This is a genomic window from Mesorhizobium sp. BHscii (assembly GCF_053848065.1).
Genome location: NZ_JBSPKW010000008.1, coordinates 1 through 16,933, shown reverse-complemented (window position 1 = coordinate 16,933; position 16,933 = coordinate 1). Strand labels below are relative to the sequence as shown.

Here is a 16,933-nt window from a genome sequence, read left to right as displayed (position 1 = left end):
AATGAACGCGCTTGTCACCGCAGCGGTCCTGACGATGGCGGCCCAAGTCCCTGCTTGGGGCCCCGATGGTCGGCTATTGTCGAGAGATCTGCTCAAGATTGGGTTTGAGCTGGTTGCGGAAGGTGACTTATTGATGGGGCGCACGTTCGAGAGACATGCACCGATGGATGAGGGGATTGTTCTTCATTCCTTCCCGCAGTGCCAGTTGGACTCGTTCCTTGCCCAGGTGCCCAGCCGGCCACGGCCTTACTGTGTCTCTTGGGTTGACGATCGTTATGACGAATACATCCGCCTGAAGCGCGGGAAAGAAGAGTTTGTGTGCGTGTTAGGGCAATCTGAGAACTGCTATCGCGTCTCTGGCTCGGTTCAGTAAGAAGCAAACAAAGCGAAAATCATGTCAGTCCGCCGTCTCGCAGAAGCCAGCCTCCAGCCAGCCTCCTTCGCCTTCAACCGGGCGAATGCGGCAGCGGCCCAGCAATGGATCAAGAAATATCCGAAGGGCCGCGAGCAATCCGCGATCATTCCCTTGCTGATGCTGGCGCAGGAGCAGGAAGGCTGGGTGACCAAGGCGGCGATCGAGACGATCTCCGATATGCTCGGCATGCCTTACATCCGTGGGCTGGAAGTCGCGACCTTCTACACGCAGTACCAGCTCAATCCGGTCGGCACCCGCGCGCATATCCAGGTCTGCGGCACCACGCCCTGCATGCTGCGCGGCTCGGAAGCGCTGATGGACGTGTGCCGGTCGAAGATCCATCACGACCAGTTCCACACCAACGACAAGGGTACGCTGTCGTGGGAGGAGGTCGAATGCCTTGGCGCCTGCGTCAACGCGCCGATGGTGATGATTTTCAAGGACACGTTCGAGGACCTGACGCCGGAGCGGCTTGCCGAGATCATCGATCTCTACGACGCCGGCAAGGGCGCCTCGGTGACGCCGGGTCCGCAGAACGGCCGCATCACCTCCGAGCCGATCACCGGCCTGACGACGCTGAAGAGCGAAAAGGCGATCCTGAAGACGACCCGCGACAGGGAAGCCAAGGCAGCCGCCAAGGCTGCCAGGGAGGCCGCGCCAGCGGCAATTGTCGCAACGCCGGCGGCTCCGGCCGCACAGGTACCGGCTCCCCCTGTCGCGCCATCGAAAGCCAGCAAGCCGAAGACCGATGCGCCCGAAACCAGCCCGGCGCTGAGGTCGCCTTCCCCGACGAAGGTCGCACCAGAGACGGAAAAGGCGGCGAGCGTCGCCGCACCGCGGCATTCGGCGGCCAACGCCAACAAGGCCGCGCCGGAGGTCGAAAAGGTTTCGAAACAGCGCAGCGGTCCCAAGACCAAGGCTGAGCCAGCGGCAGCTTTCAAGGCGCCGGAATTGAAGAATGCGCCGTTGGGCGCTGGCGGCAAGAAGGTAGCCGCCAAGCCGGCCAAGCCGTCGCTCATGGACAAGAATCGGCCCACCGGCAAGAAACCGGTCTGAGGAACGAACAATGCTTCAGGACAGAGACCGCATCTTCAACAACATCTACGGCCGCTTCGACAAGTCGCTGGCCGGCGCGATGGCGCGCGGCGCCTGGGACAACACGCCTGGCATCATCGCCAAGGGGCGCGACTGGATCGTCAACGAGATGAAGGCATCCGGCTTGCGCGGCCGCGGCGGCGCCGGCTTCCCGACCGGGCTGAAATGGTCGTTCATGCCCAAGCAGAGCGACGGGAGGCCGAGCTATCTCGTCGTCAATGCCGACGAATCCGAACCCGGCACGTGCAAGGACCGTGACATATTGCGCCACGACCCGCACACGCTGGTCGAGGGCTGCCTGATCGCCGGCTTCGCCATGGGCGCGGTCGCCGCCTACATCTATGTGCGCGGCGAGTTCATCCGCGAGCGCGAGGCGCTGCAGCGCGCCATCGACGAGGCCTATGAGGCCAAGCTGATCGGCAAGAATAACACGTCCGGCTACGACTTCGACATCTACATGCACCATGGCGCCGGCGCCTATATCTGTGGCGAGGAAACGGCGCTGCTCGAAAGCCTCGAAGGCAAGAAGGGCCAGCCGCGGCTGAAGCCGCCATTTCCAGCCAATGTCGGCCTCTATGGCTGCCCGACGACGGTCAACAATGTCGAGTCGATCGCGGTTGCGCCGACCATTTTGCGCCGCGGCGCTGCTTGGTTCTCGTCCTTCGGCCGGCCCAACAATGTCGGCACCAAGCTGTTCTGCATCTCCGGCCACGTCAACAATCCGTGCACCGTCGAAGAGGCGATGTCGATCCCGTTCCGCGAGCTGATCGAGACGCATTGCGGCGGTATTCGCGGCGGCTGGGACAATCTGCTGGCGGTCATTCCGGGCGGCGCTTCGGTGCCGCTGGTGCCGGCGGAGCAGATCATCGACGCGCCGATGGATTTCGATGCGCTGCGCGACCTGAAATCGGGCCTCGGCACGGCGGCTGTCATCGTCATGGACAAGTCGACCGATATCGTGAAGGCGATCGCGCGGCTTTCCTACTTCTACAAGCACGAGAGCTGCGGCCAATGCACGCCTTGCCGCGAAGGCACCGGCTGGATGTGGCGGGTGATGGAGCGGCTGGTGCGCGGCGAGGCGCAGAAGCGTGAGATCGATATGCTGCTCGACGTGACCAAACAGGTCGAAGGCCACACGATCTGCGCGCTGGGCGACGCGGCGGCGTGGCCGATCCAAGGCCTGATGCGGCATTTCCGCGGCGAGGTGGAGCGGCGCATCGACGAGTTTTCGCGCAACGCGCACCGCGCAGAGCCGGTGATGGTTGCGGCGGAATAAACAAGAAAATACGGGCGAACGCCCAAATGAAATACGGGCAAACGCCCGATTTGAAATACGGGCAAACGCCCGATTTGAAATACGGGCAAGTGCCCGATTTGAGGAAACAGGCCGGGGCATACGGAAGAAACGACCAGGAGACCACCTATGTCGCTGAATTCGAGACCCGATCATTTGACGCCAGATTTGGACCCGTTCGAGAAGATGAACCAGGACCTGACCAGGATTATGCCGAAGGAGATGGCCAGCGCCGTCAATCTCCTGGCGCACCCTGTTGCGGGTGCGGCGGCGCTGTCGGCGCTCGGCTTCGGGCTTGCCAATCATGCCTTTGGGGTGTGGATGGGCGTGCTCTCGGGCGCCGCCGAGGCCTCGCAGCGGCTTTTCCAGCCGATCGTCGACGATTTCGATGCCAGGGTCGAACGCTTTTCCGGGACAGGGACAAGCTCCTCGACCAAGGCGCGCGCGGCGACGAAAACCCTGATCGCCGATGCGCAGTCCTTCGCCAGGAACGTGAATGACATAGCGGCGAGCGGCTTGGATAATACACGGAGCGTGGTGGATGCGGCTGCCGCTCCGACCGGGTTGATGCCCGAGGACTTCAAGCAGCCCAAGGCCATGGATCGTCCGGCAAATCCGGCCGACCTCAAGGCGATATCGGGGATCGGGCCGAAGCTGGAAGAGGTGCTGAACGGCTTGGGGATCTGGACCTACGGCCAGATTGCGGCATGGACGCCGGAAGAGATCGCCTGGGTCGACGATTATCTGTCGTTCAAGGGCCGCATCGAGCGCGACGACTGGCTTGGCCAGGCGGCGGTGCTGGCCGCGGCCAAACATTGAATTCAATGCCGGGCGCGGTTTGGTTGCGCCCCGGAAAGAAAGATTGCGGAATGTCCGCAGGGGTTTGAGACGACATGGCAAAGCTCAAGGTCGACGGGAAAGAGATTACTGTACCCGACCACTACACGCTGCTGCAGGCAGCCGAGGACGCCGGCGCGGAAGTGCCGCGCTTCTGCTTCCATGAGCGGCTGTCGATCGCCGGCAACTGCCGCATGTGCCTGATCGAGGTGAAGGGCGGTCCGCCCAAGCCGCAGGCGTCCTGCGCCATGGGCGTGCGCGACCTGCGCCCCGGACCGAATGGCGAAACGCCGGAAATTTTTACCAACACGCCGATGGTCAAGAAGGCCAGGGAAGGCGTGATGGAATTCCTGCTGATCAACCATCCGCTGGATTGCCCGATCTGCGACCAGGGCGGCGAGTGCGACCTGCAGGACCAGGCGATGGCGTTCGGCGTCGATTCCTCGCGCTATCACGAGAACAAGCGGGCGGTCGAAGACAAGTATATCGGGCCGCTGGTCAAAACGATCATGAACCGCTGCATCCATTGCACGCGCTGCGTTCGCTTCACCACCGAAATTGCCGGTATTTCCGAGCTCGGCCTGATCGGCCGCGGCGAGGACGCCGAGATCACCACCTATCTCGAAAGCGCGATGACCTCGGAACTGCAGGGCAACGTCATCGACCTTTGCCCGGTCGGCGCGCTGACCTCCAAACCCTACGCCTTCCAGGCACGGCCGTGGGAGCTGACCAAGACCGAATCCATCGACGTGATGGATGCTGTCGGCTCGGCGATCCGCGTCGATTCCAGAGGCCGCGAAGTGATGCGCATCCTGCCGCGCACCAACGAGGCGGTGAACGAGGAGTGGATTTCCGACAAGACCCGCTTCATCTGGGACGGCCTGCGCACCCAGCGCCTCGACCGGCCATACGTCCGCAAGAACGGCAAGCTGGCCCCGGCAAGCTGGGCCGAGGCTTTCTCCGCGATCAAGGAAGCGGTGTCGAGCACTGCACCCGACAAGATCGGCGCCATTGCAGGTGATCTCGCCGCCGTCGAGGAGATCTATGCGCTTAAGCTGCTGATGGCCTCGCTCGGCTCGAAGAACACCGACTGCCGCCAAGACGGTGCCGCGCTCGATCCGTCGCTCGGCCGGGCAAGCTATATCTTCAACCCGACCATCGAGGGCATCGAGCAGGCCGACGCGGTGCTGATCATCGGCGCCAATCCGCGCTTCGAGGCGTCCTTGCTCAACGCCCGCATCCGCAAGCGCTGGCGGGTCGGCAACCTGCCGGTCGGCGTTATCGGCGATGTCGGCGACACGCGCTACGACTATGAGCAGCTCGGCGCCGGAACGGAATCGCTGAAGGATCTGGCCGACGGCAACGGCAAGTTCTTCCAGGTGCTGAAGAAAGCGACGCATCCGCTTGTTATCGTCGGCCAGGGTGCGCTGGCACGCTCGGATGGCGCGGCCGTGCTCGGCCAGGCGGCGAAGCTCGCCACCGCCGTCAATGCCGCGAGAGCCGACTGGAACGGGTTTGCCGTGATGCACACTGCGGCGGCGCGTGTCGGCGGGCTCGATGTCGGCTTCGTGCCGGGTGAGGGCGGCAAAAACGTCGCCGGAATGCTGGGCGATATGGACGTGCTGTTCCTGCTCGGCGCCGACGAGATCGACATGGCCAAGACCGGCGGCGCCTTCGTCGTTTATATCGGCACGCATGGCGATCAGGGCGCGCACCGCGCCAACGTTATCCTGCCGGGCGCCGCCTATACCGAAAAATCGGGCACCTACGTCAACACCGAGGGCCGCGTGCAGCAGACCAACCGTGCCGGCTTCGCGCCGGGCGATGCGCGCGAGGACTGGGCGATCTTGCGAGCGCTGTCGGATGTGCTGGGCAAGAAGCTGCCGTTCGATTCGCTGCCGCAGCTTCGCGCGAAACTCTATTCGGAATACCCGCATCTTGCCCGCATCGACCAGGTGGCGGCCGGCAACGTTGACGATGTCGCCAAAGTGGCGAAGCTCGGCGGGCGGCTGAACAAGGGCGCCTTCACCTCGCCGGTCAAGGATTTCTACCTGACTAACCCGATCGCGCGGGCTTCCGCCGTGATGGCGGAATGCTCGGCGCTGGCGAAAAACGGCTTCAGGCAGGCGGCGGAATAAGCATGGACACCTTCTTCTCCTTCTACGTGCTGCCGGCGCTGCTCATCCTGTTGAAGTCGGTCGTGCTGATCGTCGTGCTGTTGATCTTCGTCGCCTACATCCTGTACGCGGACCGCAAGATCTGGGCGGCGGTGCAGCTGCGCCGCGGCCCGAACGTCGTCGGTCCATGGGGCACGCTGCAGGCTTTCGCCGACCTTCTGAAGTTCGTGTTCAAGGAGCCGGTGATTCCGTCCGGCGCCAACAAGGGCGTTTTTCTGCTGGCGCCTTTGGTTTCGGCAGTGCTGGCGATCTCGGCCTGGGCGGTGATCCCGGTCAACGAGGGCTGGGCGATCGCCAACGTCAATGTCGGCATCCTCTATGTCTTCGCCATCTCCTCGCTCGAGGTCTATGGCGTGATCATGGGCGGCTGGGCGTCCAACTCGAAATATCCGTTCCTCGGCGCGCTGCGCTCGGCGGCGCAGATGGTGTCCTACGAGGTCTCGATCGGCTTCGTCATTGTCACCGTGCTGCTTTGCGTCGGCTCTCTCAACCTGTCCGACATCGTGCTGTCGCAGCAGGATGGGCTGGGCACGCGGGTTGGCCTGCCCAACACCTTCCTCGACTGGCATTGGCTGTCGCTGTTCCCGATGTTCGTCATCTTCTTCATCTCGGCGCTGGCCGAAACGAACCGCCCGCCTTTTGACCTTGTCGAAGCCGAATCGGAACTCGTCGCCGGCCATATGGTCGAATATTCGTCGACGCCGTTCCTGCTGTTCTTCCTCGGCGAGTATGTCGCCATCGTGCTGATGTGCGCGCTGGCCACCATCCTGTTCCTCGGCGGCTGGCTGCCGCCCTTCGACTTCGCTCCTTTCACCTGGGTGCCGGGTCTGATCTGGTTCGTGCTCAAGGTCTGCCTGGTGTTCTTCATGATCTCCATGGTGAAGGCCTTCGTGCCGCGCTACCGCTACGACCAGCTGATGCGGCTCGGCTGGAAGGTCTTCCTGCCGATTTCGCTGGCGATGGTGGTGATTGTCGCCGCGTTCCTCAAGATCACGGGGTTTGCGTGATGTCCGCTCTAGCCCAAGCCGCCAAGTCTCTGCTCTTGCAGGACTTCGTCAGCGCCTTCTTCCTGTCGATGCGCCAGTTCTTCGCGCCGAAGGAGACGATCAACTATCCGCACGAGAAGGGGCCGACCAGCCCGCGCTTCCGCGGCGAGCATGCGCTGCGCCGCTATCCGAACGGCGAGGAACGCTGCATCGCCTGCAAATTGTGCGAGGCGATCTGCCCGGCGCAGGCCATCACCATCGAGGCCGGCCCGCGCCGCAACGACGGCACGCGCCGCACGGTGCGTTACGATATCGATATGGTGAAGTGCATCTATTGCGGCTTCTGCCAGGAGGCCTGCCCGGTCGACGCCATCGTCGAGGGGCCGAATTTCGAATTCGCCACCGAGACGCGCGAGGAACTTTATTACGACAAGGACAAGCTGCTGGCCAATGGCGACCGCTGGGAGCGCGAACTGGCGCGCAACATCTCGCTGGATGCGCCGTATCGCTGACCTTTGACGCATGGACGGGGCGAGAGGCCTCGTTCAGAGGATGATCCCGAAAAGTTGCAGACTTTTCGGACAAAGATCATCCTCCGAAGTAAGAGAGTGGCGCATGTTTCTTTCGATCGGGTCTTTCAACCCGATCGGAACATGCGCTAGGAACACGCGGCTTCGGCACCGGAGGCGGAACGAAGCACACAACGGACAGGGCGAAAGCCGGTCCGACAGGAACCCCGGGGGAACCCATGCTAAATGGACTAGAGGCGGCCTTTTTCTACCTCTTCGCCTTTGTCGCGGTGGCGTCGGCGTTCATGGTCATTTCGGCGCGCAATCCCGTGCATTCGGTGCTGTTCCTGATCCTGACCTTCTTCAACGCTGCGGGCCTGTTCATGCTGACCGGCGCCGAGTTCCTGGCGATGATCCTGCTCGTCGTCTATGTCGGCGCGGTCATGGTGCTGTTCCTGTTCGTCGTCATGATGCTCGACGTCGATTTCGCCGAAATGAAGGAAGGCGCCCTGCAATATGCGCCGATCGGCGCGCTGGTCGGGCTGATCCTGGCGGCTGAGCTGATCGTGGTGCTCGGCGGCTATACGTTCGCGCCGCAACTGGCCGCGACGGTTTCGAAGCCCATTCCGGACCTTGCCGCGCGCTCGAACACGGCAGCGCTCGGCGACATCCTCTACACGGACTACCTCTACTATTTCCAGATTGCAGGCCTTGTGCTGCTGGTCGCCATGATCGGCGCTATCGTGCTGACGCTACGCCACAAGCCGGGGATCAAGCGGCAGTCGATCTCAGCCCAGGTTGGCCGCACGCCGGCAACGGGAATGGAAATCCGCAAGGTCAAGACGGGCGAGGGGATCTGAGATGATCGTCGGCATCGCGCACTATCTGACCGTATCGGCGATCCTGTTCACGCTCGGCGTGTTCGGCATTTTTCTCAACCGCAGGAACATCATCGTCATCCTGATGTCGATCGAGCTGATCCTGCTCGCGGTCAACATCAATTTCGTCGCCTTCTCGGCAGCACTCGGCGATCTCGTCGGACAGGTGTTTGCGCTGTTCGTGCTGACGGTCGCAGCGGCTGAAGCGGCGATCGGCCTCGCCATTCTCGTCGTCTTCTTCCGCAACCGCGGTTCGATCGCGGTCGAAGACGTGAACATGATGAAGGGTTGACGGAAACCACCATGTATCAGGCCATCGTCTTCCTTCCTCTGCTCGGCTTCCTGATCGTCGGCCTGTTCGGCACGTCGCTCGGCGCCAAGGCGTCCGAATACATCACCTCCGGCTTCCTGGTGATATCAGCCGTGCTGTCGTGGGTCGCCTTCTTCGCCGTCGGTTTCGGCGAGGGCGAGGTGTTCACCGTGCCGGTGCTGCGCTGGATCCAGTCGGGCGGGTTAGAGGCCGCATGGGCGCTGCGCATCGATACGCTGACGGTGGTGATGCTGGTCGTGGTCAACACGGTGTCGGCGCTGGTCCACATCTACTCGATCGGCTACATGCATCACGACCCGAACCGGCCTCGTTTCTTCGCCTATCTGTCGCTGTTCACCTTCGCCATGCTGATGCTGGTGACCGCCGACAACCTCGTGCAGATGTTCTTCGGCTGGGAAGGCGTCGGTCTCGCCTCCTACCTGCTGATCGGCTTCTGGTACAAAAAGCCGTCGGCCAATGCCGCCGCGATCAAGGCCTTCGTCGTCAACCGCGTCGGCGATTTCGGCTTTGCGCTCGGCATCTTCGGTGTGTTCGTGCTGTTCGGCTCGGTCAATCTCGGCACCATATTCGCTAATGCCGCGACATTCATTCCGGCCGAAGGCGCCCCCGACGGCGCTGCAGTATTGACCTTCCTCGGCTATGCGCTCGACAAGCAGGCCGCGATGACCGTCGTCTGCCTGCTTTTGTTCATGGGCGCCATGGGCAAGTCGGCCCAGGTGCCGCTGCACACCTGGCTGCCGGACGCCATGGAAGGCCCGACGCCGGTCTCTGCGCTTATCCATGCCGCCACAATGGTGACCGCCGGCGTGTTCATGCTGGCGCGGCTGTCGCCGCTGTTCGAACTGTCGCATTCGGCGCTGATCGTGGTCACCTTCATCGGCGCCTTCACCGCCTTCTTCGCGGCGACCGTCGGCCTCGTCCAGAACGACATCAAACGCGTCATCGCCTATTCGACCTGCTCGCAGCTCGGCTATATGTTCGTAGCGCTCGGCGTCGGCGCCTATGGCGCGGCGATCTTCCATCTGTTCACGCATGCCTTCTTCAAGGCGCTGTTGTTCCTCGGCTCCGGCTCGGTGATCCACGCTGTCTCCGACGAACAGGACATGCGCAGGATGGGCGGCCTCAGGGCGCTCATTCCGAAGACCTACTGGATGATGGTGATCGGCACGCTGGCGCTGACCGGCGTCGGCATTCCGGTGACGGTCATCGGCACCGCCGGCTTCTTCTCCAAGGACGCGATCATCGAAAGCGCCTTTGCCGCGCACAATCCGGTTGCCGGCCTTGCCTTCGTGCTGCTGGTCGTCGCCGCCTGCTTCACCAGCTTCTATTCCTGGCGGCTGATCTTCATGACCTTCCACGGCCAGCCGCGGGCGAGCCACGAGGTCATGCACCATGTCCATGAATCGCCGCCGGTCATGCTGGTGCCGCTGTACATCCTGGCGGCGGGCGCGCTGTTCGCCGGCGTGATCTTCCATGGCGCGTTCATCGGCGAGGGATATGCCGAGTTCTGGAAGGCGTCGCTGTTTACGCTCCCGGAAAACCACATCCTGCACGACATGCACGAAGTGCCATTATGGGTGAAGCTGGCGCCGTTTGTCGCCATGCTGATCGGCTTTGCTATTGCCTGGCAATTCTACATCCGCGCGCCGGAAATGCCGAAGAATTTGGCGGCGCAGCATCGCGGGCTCTACGCCTTCCTGCTCAACAAGTGGTATTTCGACGAACTTTACGACCTCCTGTTCGTGCGGCCGGCAAAACGCCTCGGCCACTTTCTGTGGAAGACCGGTGACGGCACTGTCATCGACGGGCTCGGTCCGGACGGCGTTTCGGCGCGCGTCGTCGATGTCACCAACCGGGTCGTCAAGCTGCAGACCGGCTACCTCTATCACTACGCCTTCGCCATGCTGATCGGCGTTGCCGCACTCGTCACCTGGATGATGCTCTGATGACCGCCTGGCCGATCCTCTCGCTGGTCACCTTCCTGCCGCTGGTTGGTGTGCTGTTCATTCTGCTGATCAATGACGACAGCGAGAATGCCCGCCGCAACATCCGCGCCATCGCGTTGTGGACGACGAGCATCACCTTCATCATCTCGCTGTTCATCTGGACCGGGTTCGACAATTCGGAGCCTGGCTTCCAGTTCGTCGAGAAGTTTGCCTGGCTGGATTCCGGCATTTCCTACCATATGGGCGTCGACGGCATCTCCATGCTGTTCGTCATCCTGACCACCTTCCTGATGCCGCTTTGCATCCTGGCTTCGTGGGAATCGATCGAGAAACGCGTCAAGGCCTACATGATCGCCTTCCTGCTGCTGGAGACGCTCATGATCGGTGTGTTCTGCGCGCTCGACATCGTTTTGTTCTATGTCTTCTTCGAAGCCGGCCTGATCCCGATGTTCATCATCATCGGCGTGTGGGGCGGCAAGCGGCGCGTCTACGCCTCGTTCAAGTTCTTCCTCTATACGCTGGCCGGCTCTGTGCTAATGCTGCTCGCTATCATGGCGATGTTCTTCCAGTCCGGCACCACCGACATCCCGACGCTCCTGACGCACAACTTCCCGGCCAACATGCAGACCTGGCTATGGCTCGCCTTCTTCGCCTCCTTCGCCGTGAAGATGCCGATGTGGCCGGTGCACACCTGGCTGCCGGACGCCCATGTCGAGGCGCCGACGGCCGGCTCGGTGATCCTGGCCGCCATCCTGCTGAAGATGGGCGGATACGGCTTCCTGCGCTTTTCGCTGCCGATGTTTCCGATCGCCTCTGAGATGTTCGCGCCGCTGGTCTTCGCGCTGTCCGTCGTCGCCATCATCTACACCTCGCTGGTGGCGCTGATGCAGGAGGACATGAAGAAGCTGATCGCCTATTCGTCGGTCGCCCATATGGGCTTCGTCACCATGGGCATCTTCGCGATGAACCAGGAAGGCGTCCAGGGGGCAATCTTCCAGATGCTGTCGCACGGCCTCGTCTCCGGCGCGCTGTTCCTCTGTGTCGGCGTCATCTATGACCGCATGCACACGCGCGACATCGACGCCTATGGCGGGCTGGTCAACAACATGCCGAAATACGCCACCGTGTTCATGATCTTCACCATGGCCAATGTCGGCCTGCCAGGCACCAGCGGCTTCGTCGGCGAGTTCCTGACCATGCTCGGCGTGTTCCGGGTCAACACCTGGGTGGCGTTCTTCGCCGCCACCGGCGTCATCCTGTCGGCGGCCTATGCGCTCTGGCTCTATCGCCGGGTGATCTTCGGCGCACTGACCAAGGACAGCCTGAAAGGCCTGCTCGACCTGTCGACGCGCGAGAAGGTGATCATCTATCCGCTGGTGGTGCTGGTCATCTTCTTCGGCGTCTACCCGGCGCCGGTCTTCGATGCGACGGCCGAATCGGTCAAGGCGCTCGTCACCAATGTCACCGCATCCATCGACACCGCGCAGACCGCGGCGGCGAACTGACTGGGAGGTTTGCGAACCATGACGCCGGACCTTCTCTCCAGCCTGTCGCTCTCGACACCAGAGCTGATCCTCGCCATTGGCGCCCTGGCGCTCCTGATGCTCGGCGCCTATTCGCGCGCAAACACCACCACCACGGTGAGCGGCCTTGCCGTCGCCGTCCTGGTGATTGCCGGCGTCTGGACGATCTTTTCCACCGGGCAGGGCAATGCCTATGGCGAGGCCTTTGTCCAGGATCCCTTCGCCCGCTTCATGAAGGTGCTGGCGCTGATCGGGTCGGCGGTGACGCTGGTCATGTCGATGCGCTTCGCCAAGGCGGAGCATTTCGACAAGTTCGAATATCCGGTGCTGATCCTGCTGTGCACGCTCGGCATGATGCTGATGATCTCGGCTAACGGCATGATCGGGCTTTATCTCGGCCTCGAATTGCAGTCGCTGGCGATTTATGTGCTGGCGGCGATCAACCGGGACAATCTGCGCTCGACCGAGGCGGGGTTGAAATATTTCGTCCTCGGCGCGCTGTCGTCAGGCATGATGCTTTACGGCATCAGCCTCGTCTACGGCTACACCGGCAACACCGGGTTCCAGGAGATCGCCACGGCGTTGGGCGGCGGCGAGCGGCAGCTTGGCCTCGTCTTTGGCCTGGTCTTCGTGCTGGCCGGCCTCGCCTTCAAGATATCGGCGGTGCCGTTCCACATGTGGACGCCCGACGTCTATGAGGGCGCGCCGACGCCGGTGACGGCCTTCCTCGCGGCGGCGCCGAAGATGGCGGCAATGGCGCTGATCGTGCGCGTCACAATGGGCGCGTTCAAGCCGATCGCCGCCGACTGGCAGCAGATCATCGTCTTCATCTCGATTGCCTCGATGGCGCTCGGCGCCTTCGCGGCCATCGGCCAGACCAACATCAAGCGGCTGATGGCCTATTCCTCGATCGGCCATATGGGCTACGCGCTGGTCGGTCTCGCCGCCAACAGCCAAGCCGGCGTGCGCGGCGTCGCCATCTACATGCTGATCTATCTGGTGATGACGCTCGGCACCTTCGCCTTCATCCTCGCCATGCGGCGCAAGGAAGGCAATGTCGAACAGATCAGCGATCTCGCCGGCCTGTCGTCGACCAATCCGATCATGGCGACGATCCTCACCATCCTGATGTTCTCGCTGGCCGGCATCCCGCCGCTCGCCGGCTTCTGGGGGAAGTGGTACGTGTTCCTCGCCGCCATCAACGCCAACCTCTACGCGCTGGCGATCATCGGCGTGCTGGCCTCGGTGGTGGGCGCCTATTATTATCTGCGCATCATCAAGATCATGTGGTTCGACGAACCGGTCGGCGGCTTCGTGCCGATGGCGACCGAACTTCGCGTGGTGCTCGGCGTCTGCGGCGCCTTCGTGCTGTTCTATGTGCTGATCGGCGGGCCGATCGGCACCTATGCCGAAGCCGCCGCCAAGACGTTTTTCTGACGGGATGGCATTTCGGCTGGCTCCAACAGCGGCCTCGGAAGGGTTCCGGCTCGAGGCACATGACACCGTCGGTTCCACTAATGCGCTGGCGCTGGACCATGCGCGGGCGGGAGATCCGGGCAAGCTCTGGGTCGTTTCAAAAAAACAGGAAAGCGGACGTGGCCGGCGCGGCCGGGTCTGGGCGACGCCCGAGGGCAATCTGGCGGCAACGCTGCTGGTGGTCACCAATGCCGAGCTTCGCTTGGCCGCGACGCTCGGCTTCGTCGCCGGCCTGGCGCTGGCCGATGCGCTCGACGCCGTCGTGCCGAAGGGCAGGATCGCAATCGGCCTCGACGGCGGCAGCGATGGGAAGAACCGTTTCGAGCTGAAATGGCCGAACGATGTGCTCGCCTCCGGCGCCAAGCTTGCCGGCATCCTGCTGGAAACGGCCATACTCGAAGGCGATCGCTTCGCGGTGGCGGTGGGCATCGGCGTCAATGTTGTGGCTTATCCCAAAGATTTGCCTTATCCGGCGACATCGCTTAGCGCGCTGGGCGCTGCTTGCGATGCCGAGACGTTGTTTCTGGCGCTGTCGGATGCCTGGAGCGAGAATGCGCGGCTGTGGAATGATGGGCGTGGGCTTTCCGCCGTCAGGCGGCGCTGGCTGGCGCGCGCGGCAGGGCTTGGCGGGCAGGTTGCTGTCAGAATTGACGGTAATGTGGTGCGCGGCACGTTCGAGACCATTGACGAGGACTGCCGTTTCGTGATCCGCGACGATAAGGGTTCGGTTCTGACGATCGCCGCCGGCGACGTGCATTTCGGTGCGGTCGCGTCGGCCCAGGTTTGACGGGTCAGGTTTGACGGGCCCCAGTTTTGAAGGGCCTGGCTTGACCGCCAGGAAAGGAAAGATCATGGCGACAGCGGAAAACGCCGAACTCGTCTTCGTGCCGCTCGGCGGCGTCGGCGAGATCGGCATGAACTTCGCTCTCTATGGCTACGGCCCGGCCAATGCGCGCGAATGGATCGTTGTCGATGTCGGGGTCACCTTTCCCGATGCCAGCCTGCCTGGCGTCGACCTGGTGCTGCCCGACACGCGCTTCATCGAGGAGAACGTCGCCAATCTGCGCGGCATCATCATCACGCACGCGCATGAGGACCATTACGGCGCGCTGCTCGATACATGGCCGAAGCTCAAGGCGCCGGTCTGGATGACGCCGTTCGGGGCCGGATTGCTGGAAGCCAAGCGGCAGGGCGAGCAGGGCGCACCGAAGATCCCGGTGACGATCTACCGCGCCGGCGAAACATTCAGTGTCGGCCCGTTCGAGATCGAGGCCATCCCTGTCGCGCATTCGATCCCCGAACCGATGTCGCTGGCGATCACCTCGCCGGCCGGCACCGTCATCCACACCGGCGACTGGAAGATCGATCCGGCGCCGACGATCGGGCCGATGACCGACGAGGCCCGCTTCCGCGCCTATGGCGACAACGGCGTGCTGGCGCTGATCTGCGATTCCACCAATGCGCTGCGGGAAGGGGAGTCGCCGTCGGAAGTGGCGGTGGGCGAGGGCCTCAAGGGCGTCATCCAGAGCGCCAAGGGCCGTGTCGCGGTCACCACTTTTTCCTCCAATGTCGGGCGCATCGTCTCCATTGCCAAGGCGGCACGCGACGCCGGCCGCCAGTGCCTGGTGCTCGGCCGCTCGCTGAAGCGCGTCATCGATGTTGCCGGCGAGCTCGGCTATATGGACGGGCTGCCCGAATTCATCGCCGAGGAGGATTTTGGGTTCATCCCGCGCGAAAACCTCGTCATCATCTGCACCGGCAGCCAGGGCGAGCCGCTTGCGGCATTGGCAAAACTGTCGCGCGAGGAGATGAAATCGGTGTCGCTGACAGCAGGCGACACGGTGGTGTTTTCCTCGCGCACTATTCCCGGCAACGAGAAGGGTATCCTCGAGATCAAGAACCGGCTGATCGATCTCGGCATCAAGATCATCGAGGACGGCGATGCGCTGGTGCACGTCTCCGGCCATCCGCGCCGCAGCGAATTGCGCAAGATGTATCAATGGGTGCGCCCGCAGATCGGCGTGCCGGTGCATGGCGAGGCGGCGCATCTTGTAGCGCAGGGGTCGCTGATGTCGGTGTCGGGCATCGGCCAGGTGGCGCAGGTCCGCGACGGCGACATGCTGCGGCTCTATCCCGGTGCGGCGACGATCATCGACCAGGTGCCGTTCGGCCGTATCTACAAGGACGGCAGGCTGATCGGCACCGACCAGGCGATGGGCATTCGCGACCGGCGCAAACTGTCCTTTGCCGGCCATGTCGCGGTCAATGTCGTGCTCGACGACAAGTATGAGCTCGCCGGCGATCCCGATCTGGTCGCCATCGGCGTCGCCGAGGCCGACGCCCGCGGCGAGAGCCTGGAAGACCTGATGATCGATGCGGCAATCGGCGCCGTGGACTCCATCCCCCGTCAGCGCCGAAGAGATCTCGACCTCGTGCAGGAGGCAGTGCGCCGCGCCGTCCGCGGCGCCGCCAATGAAGCGTGGGGCAAGAAGCCGCTGGTGACGGTGTTCGTCACAAGGTAAGGGAATAGGGGAGGGCAGTACGGCAGTAGGGGAAGAAAGTAGTTTTTCCCTACTCCCATACTGCCCTATTGCCTTACTGCCCTGAGGAAAACCTATGCTCGGACGCCTGAACCATGTCGCGCTTGCTGTGCCGGATCTGGCCGCGGCGACAGCGGCCTATCGCGATACGCTCGGCGCTCAGGTGAGCCCGCCGCAGGCGTTGCCGGAGCATGGCGTGACGGTGGTGTTCGTCGATGTCGGCAACACCAAGATCGAATTGCTGGAGCCGCTCGGCGAGGATTCGCCGATCGCGGCATTCCTCGAGAAGAACCCCTCGGGCGGCATGCATCATGTCTGCTACGAGGTCGACGACATTCTTGCCGCGCGTGATCATCTCAAGGCCAGCGGCGCACGCGTCCTTGGCGACGCCGACCCGAAGATCGGCGCGCATGGCAAGCCGGTGCTGTTCCTGCATCCCAAGGATTTCTTCGGCACGCTGGTCGAACTGGAGCAAGCATGAGCTGGGTTTCGTTTCTCGCCCTGTTCTTCATCACATGGTGGGTAGTGCTGTTCGCCATCCTGCCGTTCAGTCTGAGGACGCAGGACGAGGATGAGGACGTGACGCTGGGCACTGTACCCAGCGCGCCGCGCGGATCGCATATGCTGCGCGCCGTGCTGCGGACGACAATCGTCACGATGGTTCTTCTTGGCATCTTCTATGGCATTACGAGGGGGCTCGGCCTCGGCATCGACGACATCCCGCACATCGTGCCGGATTTTAGCCAGAGACCCGAAAACTAGACCGCCGGGCGCGGCTGGTCACATCTTGCATGCGAGCACCAATCCGGGCTGGAAGCCGATGCAGGTTCCGAACCCGCTGTGCTGGCGCTTGGTAAAGTGGTCTAGAGCGGGATGAGATTAGTTTCGGTCATAGCCGGAGTTTTTGAAGTAGTGTGAGCACTCGG

At 62.9% G+C, this 16,933-nt stretch carries 16 protein-coding genes; all 16 read left to right on the top strand.

Annotated features, from left to right (window positions below; translation table 11 throughout):
• Position 1: 1 nt before the first annotated feature.
• The 16 genes from ACWTU7_RS13340 (at position 2) to ACWTU7_RS13265 (ending at position 16,769) form a co-directional block, all read left to right on the top strand.
• Positions 2 to 373 (top strand): hypothetical protein, encoded by a 372-nt coding sequence (locus tag ACWTU7_RS13340; RefSeq protein ID WP_455841368.1) that lies wholly within the window; start codon positions 2 to 4, stop codon positions 371 to 373.
• Positions 374 to 394: 21 nt separating this feature from the next.
• The gene (gene nuoE / locus ACWTU7_RS13335; RefSeq protein ID WP_455841367.1) at positions 395 to 1,471 is read left to right on the top strand and encodes an NADH-quinone oxidoreductase subunit NuoE; all 1,077 of its coding nucleotides are present in this window, start codon (positions 395 to 397) and stop codon (positions 1,469 to 1,471) included.
• 10 nt (positions 1,472 to 1,481) lie between these two features.
• Complete coding sequence (gene nuoF, locus ACWTU7_RS13330; protein ID WP_095518577.1) at positions 1,482 to 2,786, top strand: NADH-quinone oxidoreductase subunit NuoF; 1,305 nt, start codon at positions 1,482 to 1,484, stop codon at positions 2,784 to 2,786.
• Positions 2,787 to 2,933: 147 nt separating this feature from the next.
• Positions 2,934 to 3,623 (top strand): NADH-ubiquinone dehydrogenase, encoded by a 690-nt coding sequence (locus ACWTU7_RS13325; RefSeq protein WP_455841366.1) that lies wholly within the window; start codon positions 2,934 to 2,936, stop codon positions 3,621 to 3,623.
• 74 nt (positions 3,624 to 3,697) lie between these two features.
• The gene (gene nuoG / locus ACWTU7_RS13320; protein ID WP_455841365.1) at positions 3,698 to 5,779 is read left to right on the top strand and encodes an NADH-quinone oxidoreductase subunit NuoG; all 2,082 of its coding nucleotides are present in this window, start codon (positions 3,698 to 3,700) and stop codon (positions 5,777 to 5,779) included.
• A gap of 2 nt (positions 5,780 to 5,781) precedes the next feature.
• Positions 5,782 to 6,825, top strand: a complete 1,044-nt coding sequence (nuoH, locus tag ACWTU7_RS13315; RefSeq protein WP_023798860.1) for an NADH-quinone oxidoreductase subunit NuoH — start codon at positions 5,782 to 5,784, stop codon at positions 6,823 to 6,825.
• Positions 6,825 to 7,316, top strand: coding sequence for an NADH-quinone oxidoreductase subunit NuoI (nuoI, locus tag ACWTU7_RS13310; protein ID WP_023798861.1), 492 nt, complete (start codon positions 6,825 to 6,827; stop codon positions 7,314 to 7,316). Before nuoH ends, nuoI begins: the two co-directional genes overlap by 1 nt.
• Before the next feature lie 236 nt (positions 7,317 to 7,552).
• On the top strand, positions 7,553 to 8,173 hold the full coding sequence (locus ACWTU7_RS13305) for an NADH-quinone oxidoreductase subunit J (RefSeq protein ID WP_029352049.1): 621 nt from the start codon (positions 7,553 to 7,555) through the stop codon (positions 8,171 to 8,173).
• A gap of 1 nt (position 8,174) precedes the next feature.
• Positions 8,175 to 8,483, top strand: a complete 309-nt coding sequence (gene nuoK / locus ACWTU7_RS13300; protein ID WP_029352048.1) for an NADH-quinone oxidoreductase subunit NuoK — start codon at positions 8,175 to 8,177, stop codon at positions 8,481 to 8,483.
• 11 nt (positions 8,484 to 8,494) lie between these two features.
• Positions 8,495 to 10,468, top strand: coding sequence for an NADH-quinone oxidoreductase subunit L (gene nuoL, locus ACWTU7_RS13295; protein ID WP_455841364.1), 1,974 nt, complete (start codon positions 8,495 to 8,497; stop codon positions 10,466 to 10,468).
• On the top strand, positions 10,468 to 11,973 hold the full coding sequence (locus ACWTU7_RS13290) for an NADH-quinone oxidoreductase subunit M (RefSeq protein ID WP_287335928.1): 1,506 nt from the start codon (positions 10,468 to 10,470) through the stop codon (positions 11,971 to 11,973). Before nuoL ends, ACWTU7_RS13290 begins: the two co-directional genes overlap by 1 nt.
• Before the next feature lie 18 nt (positions 11,974 to 11,991).
• Positions 11,992 to 13,428, top strand: coding sequence for an NADH-quinone oxidoreductase subunit NuoN (nuoN, locus tag ACWTU7_RS13285; protein ID WP_455841363.1), 1,437 nt, complete (start codon positions 11,992 to 11,994; stop codon positions 13,426 to 13,428).
• A 4-nt stretch (positions 13,429 to 13,432) separates the two neighbouring features.
• Positions 13,433 to 14,254: a biotin--[acetyl-CoA-carboxylase] ligase gene (locus tag ACWTU7_RS13280; RefSeq protein ID WP_455841362.1), complete on the top strand. Its 822-nt coding sequence runs from the start codon at positions 13,433 to 13,435 to the stop codon at positions 14,252 to 14,254.
• A gap of 64 nt (positions 14,255 to 14,318) precedes the next feature.
• Positions 14,319 to 15,989 carry a ribonuclease J gene (locus ACWTU7_RS13275; protein WP_455841361.1) on the top strand — a complete coding sequence of 557 codons (1,671 nt, stop codon included), beginning with the start codon at positions 14,319 to 14,321 and terminating at the stop codon, positions 15,987 to 15,989.
• A gap of 94 nt (positions 15,990 to 16,083) precedes the next feature.
• Positions 16,084 to 16,488 carry a methylmalonyl-CoA epimerase gene (gene mce, locus ACWTU7_RS13270; RefSeq protein WP_029352037.1) on the top strand — a complete coding sequence of 135 codons (405 nt, stop codon included), beginning with the start codon at positions 16,084 to 16,086 and terminating at the stop codon, positions 16,486 to 16,488.
• Complete coding sequence (locus ACWTU7_RS13265; RefSeq protein ID WP_029352035.1) at positions 16,485 to 16,769, top strand: DUF1467 family protein; 285 nt, start codon at positions 16,485 to 16,487, stop codon at positions 16,767 to 16,769. The genes mce and ACWTU7_RS13265 overlap by 4 nt, the downstream gene beginning before the upstream one ends.
• The last annotated feature ends 164 nt before the right edge of the window (positions 16,770 to 16,933 follow it).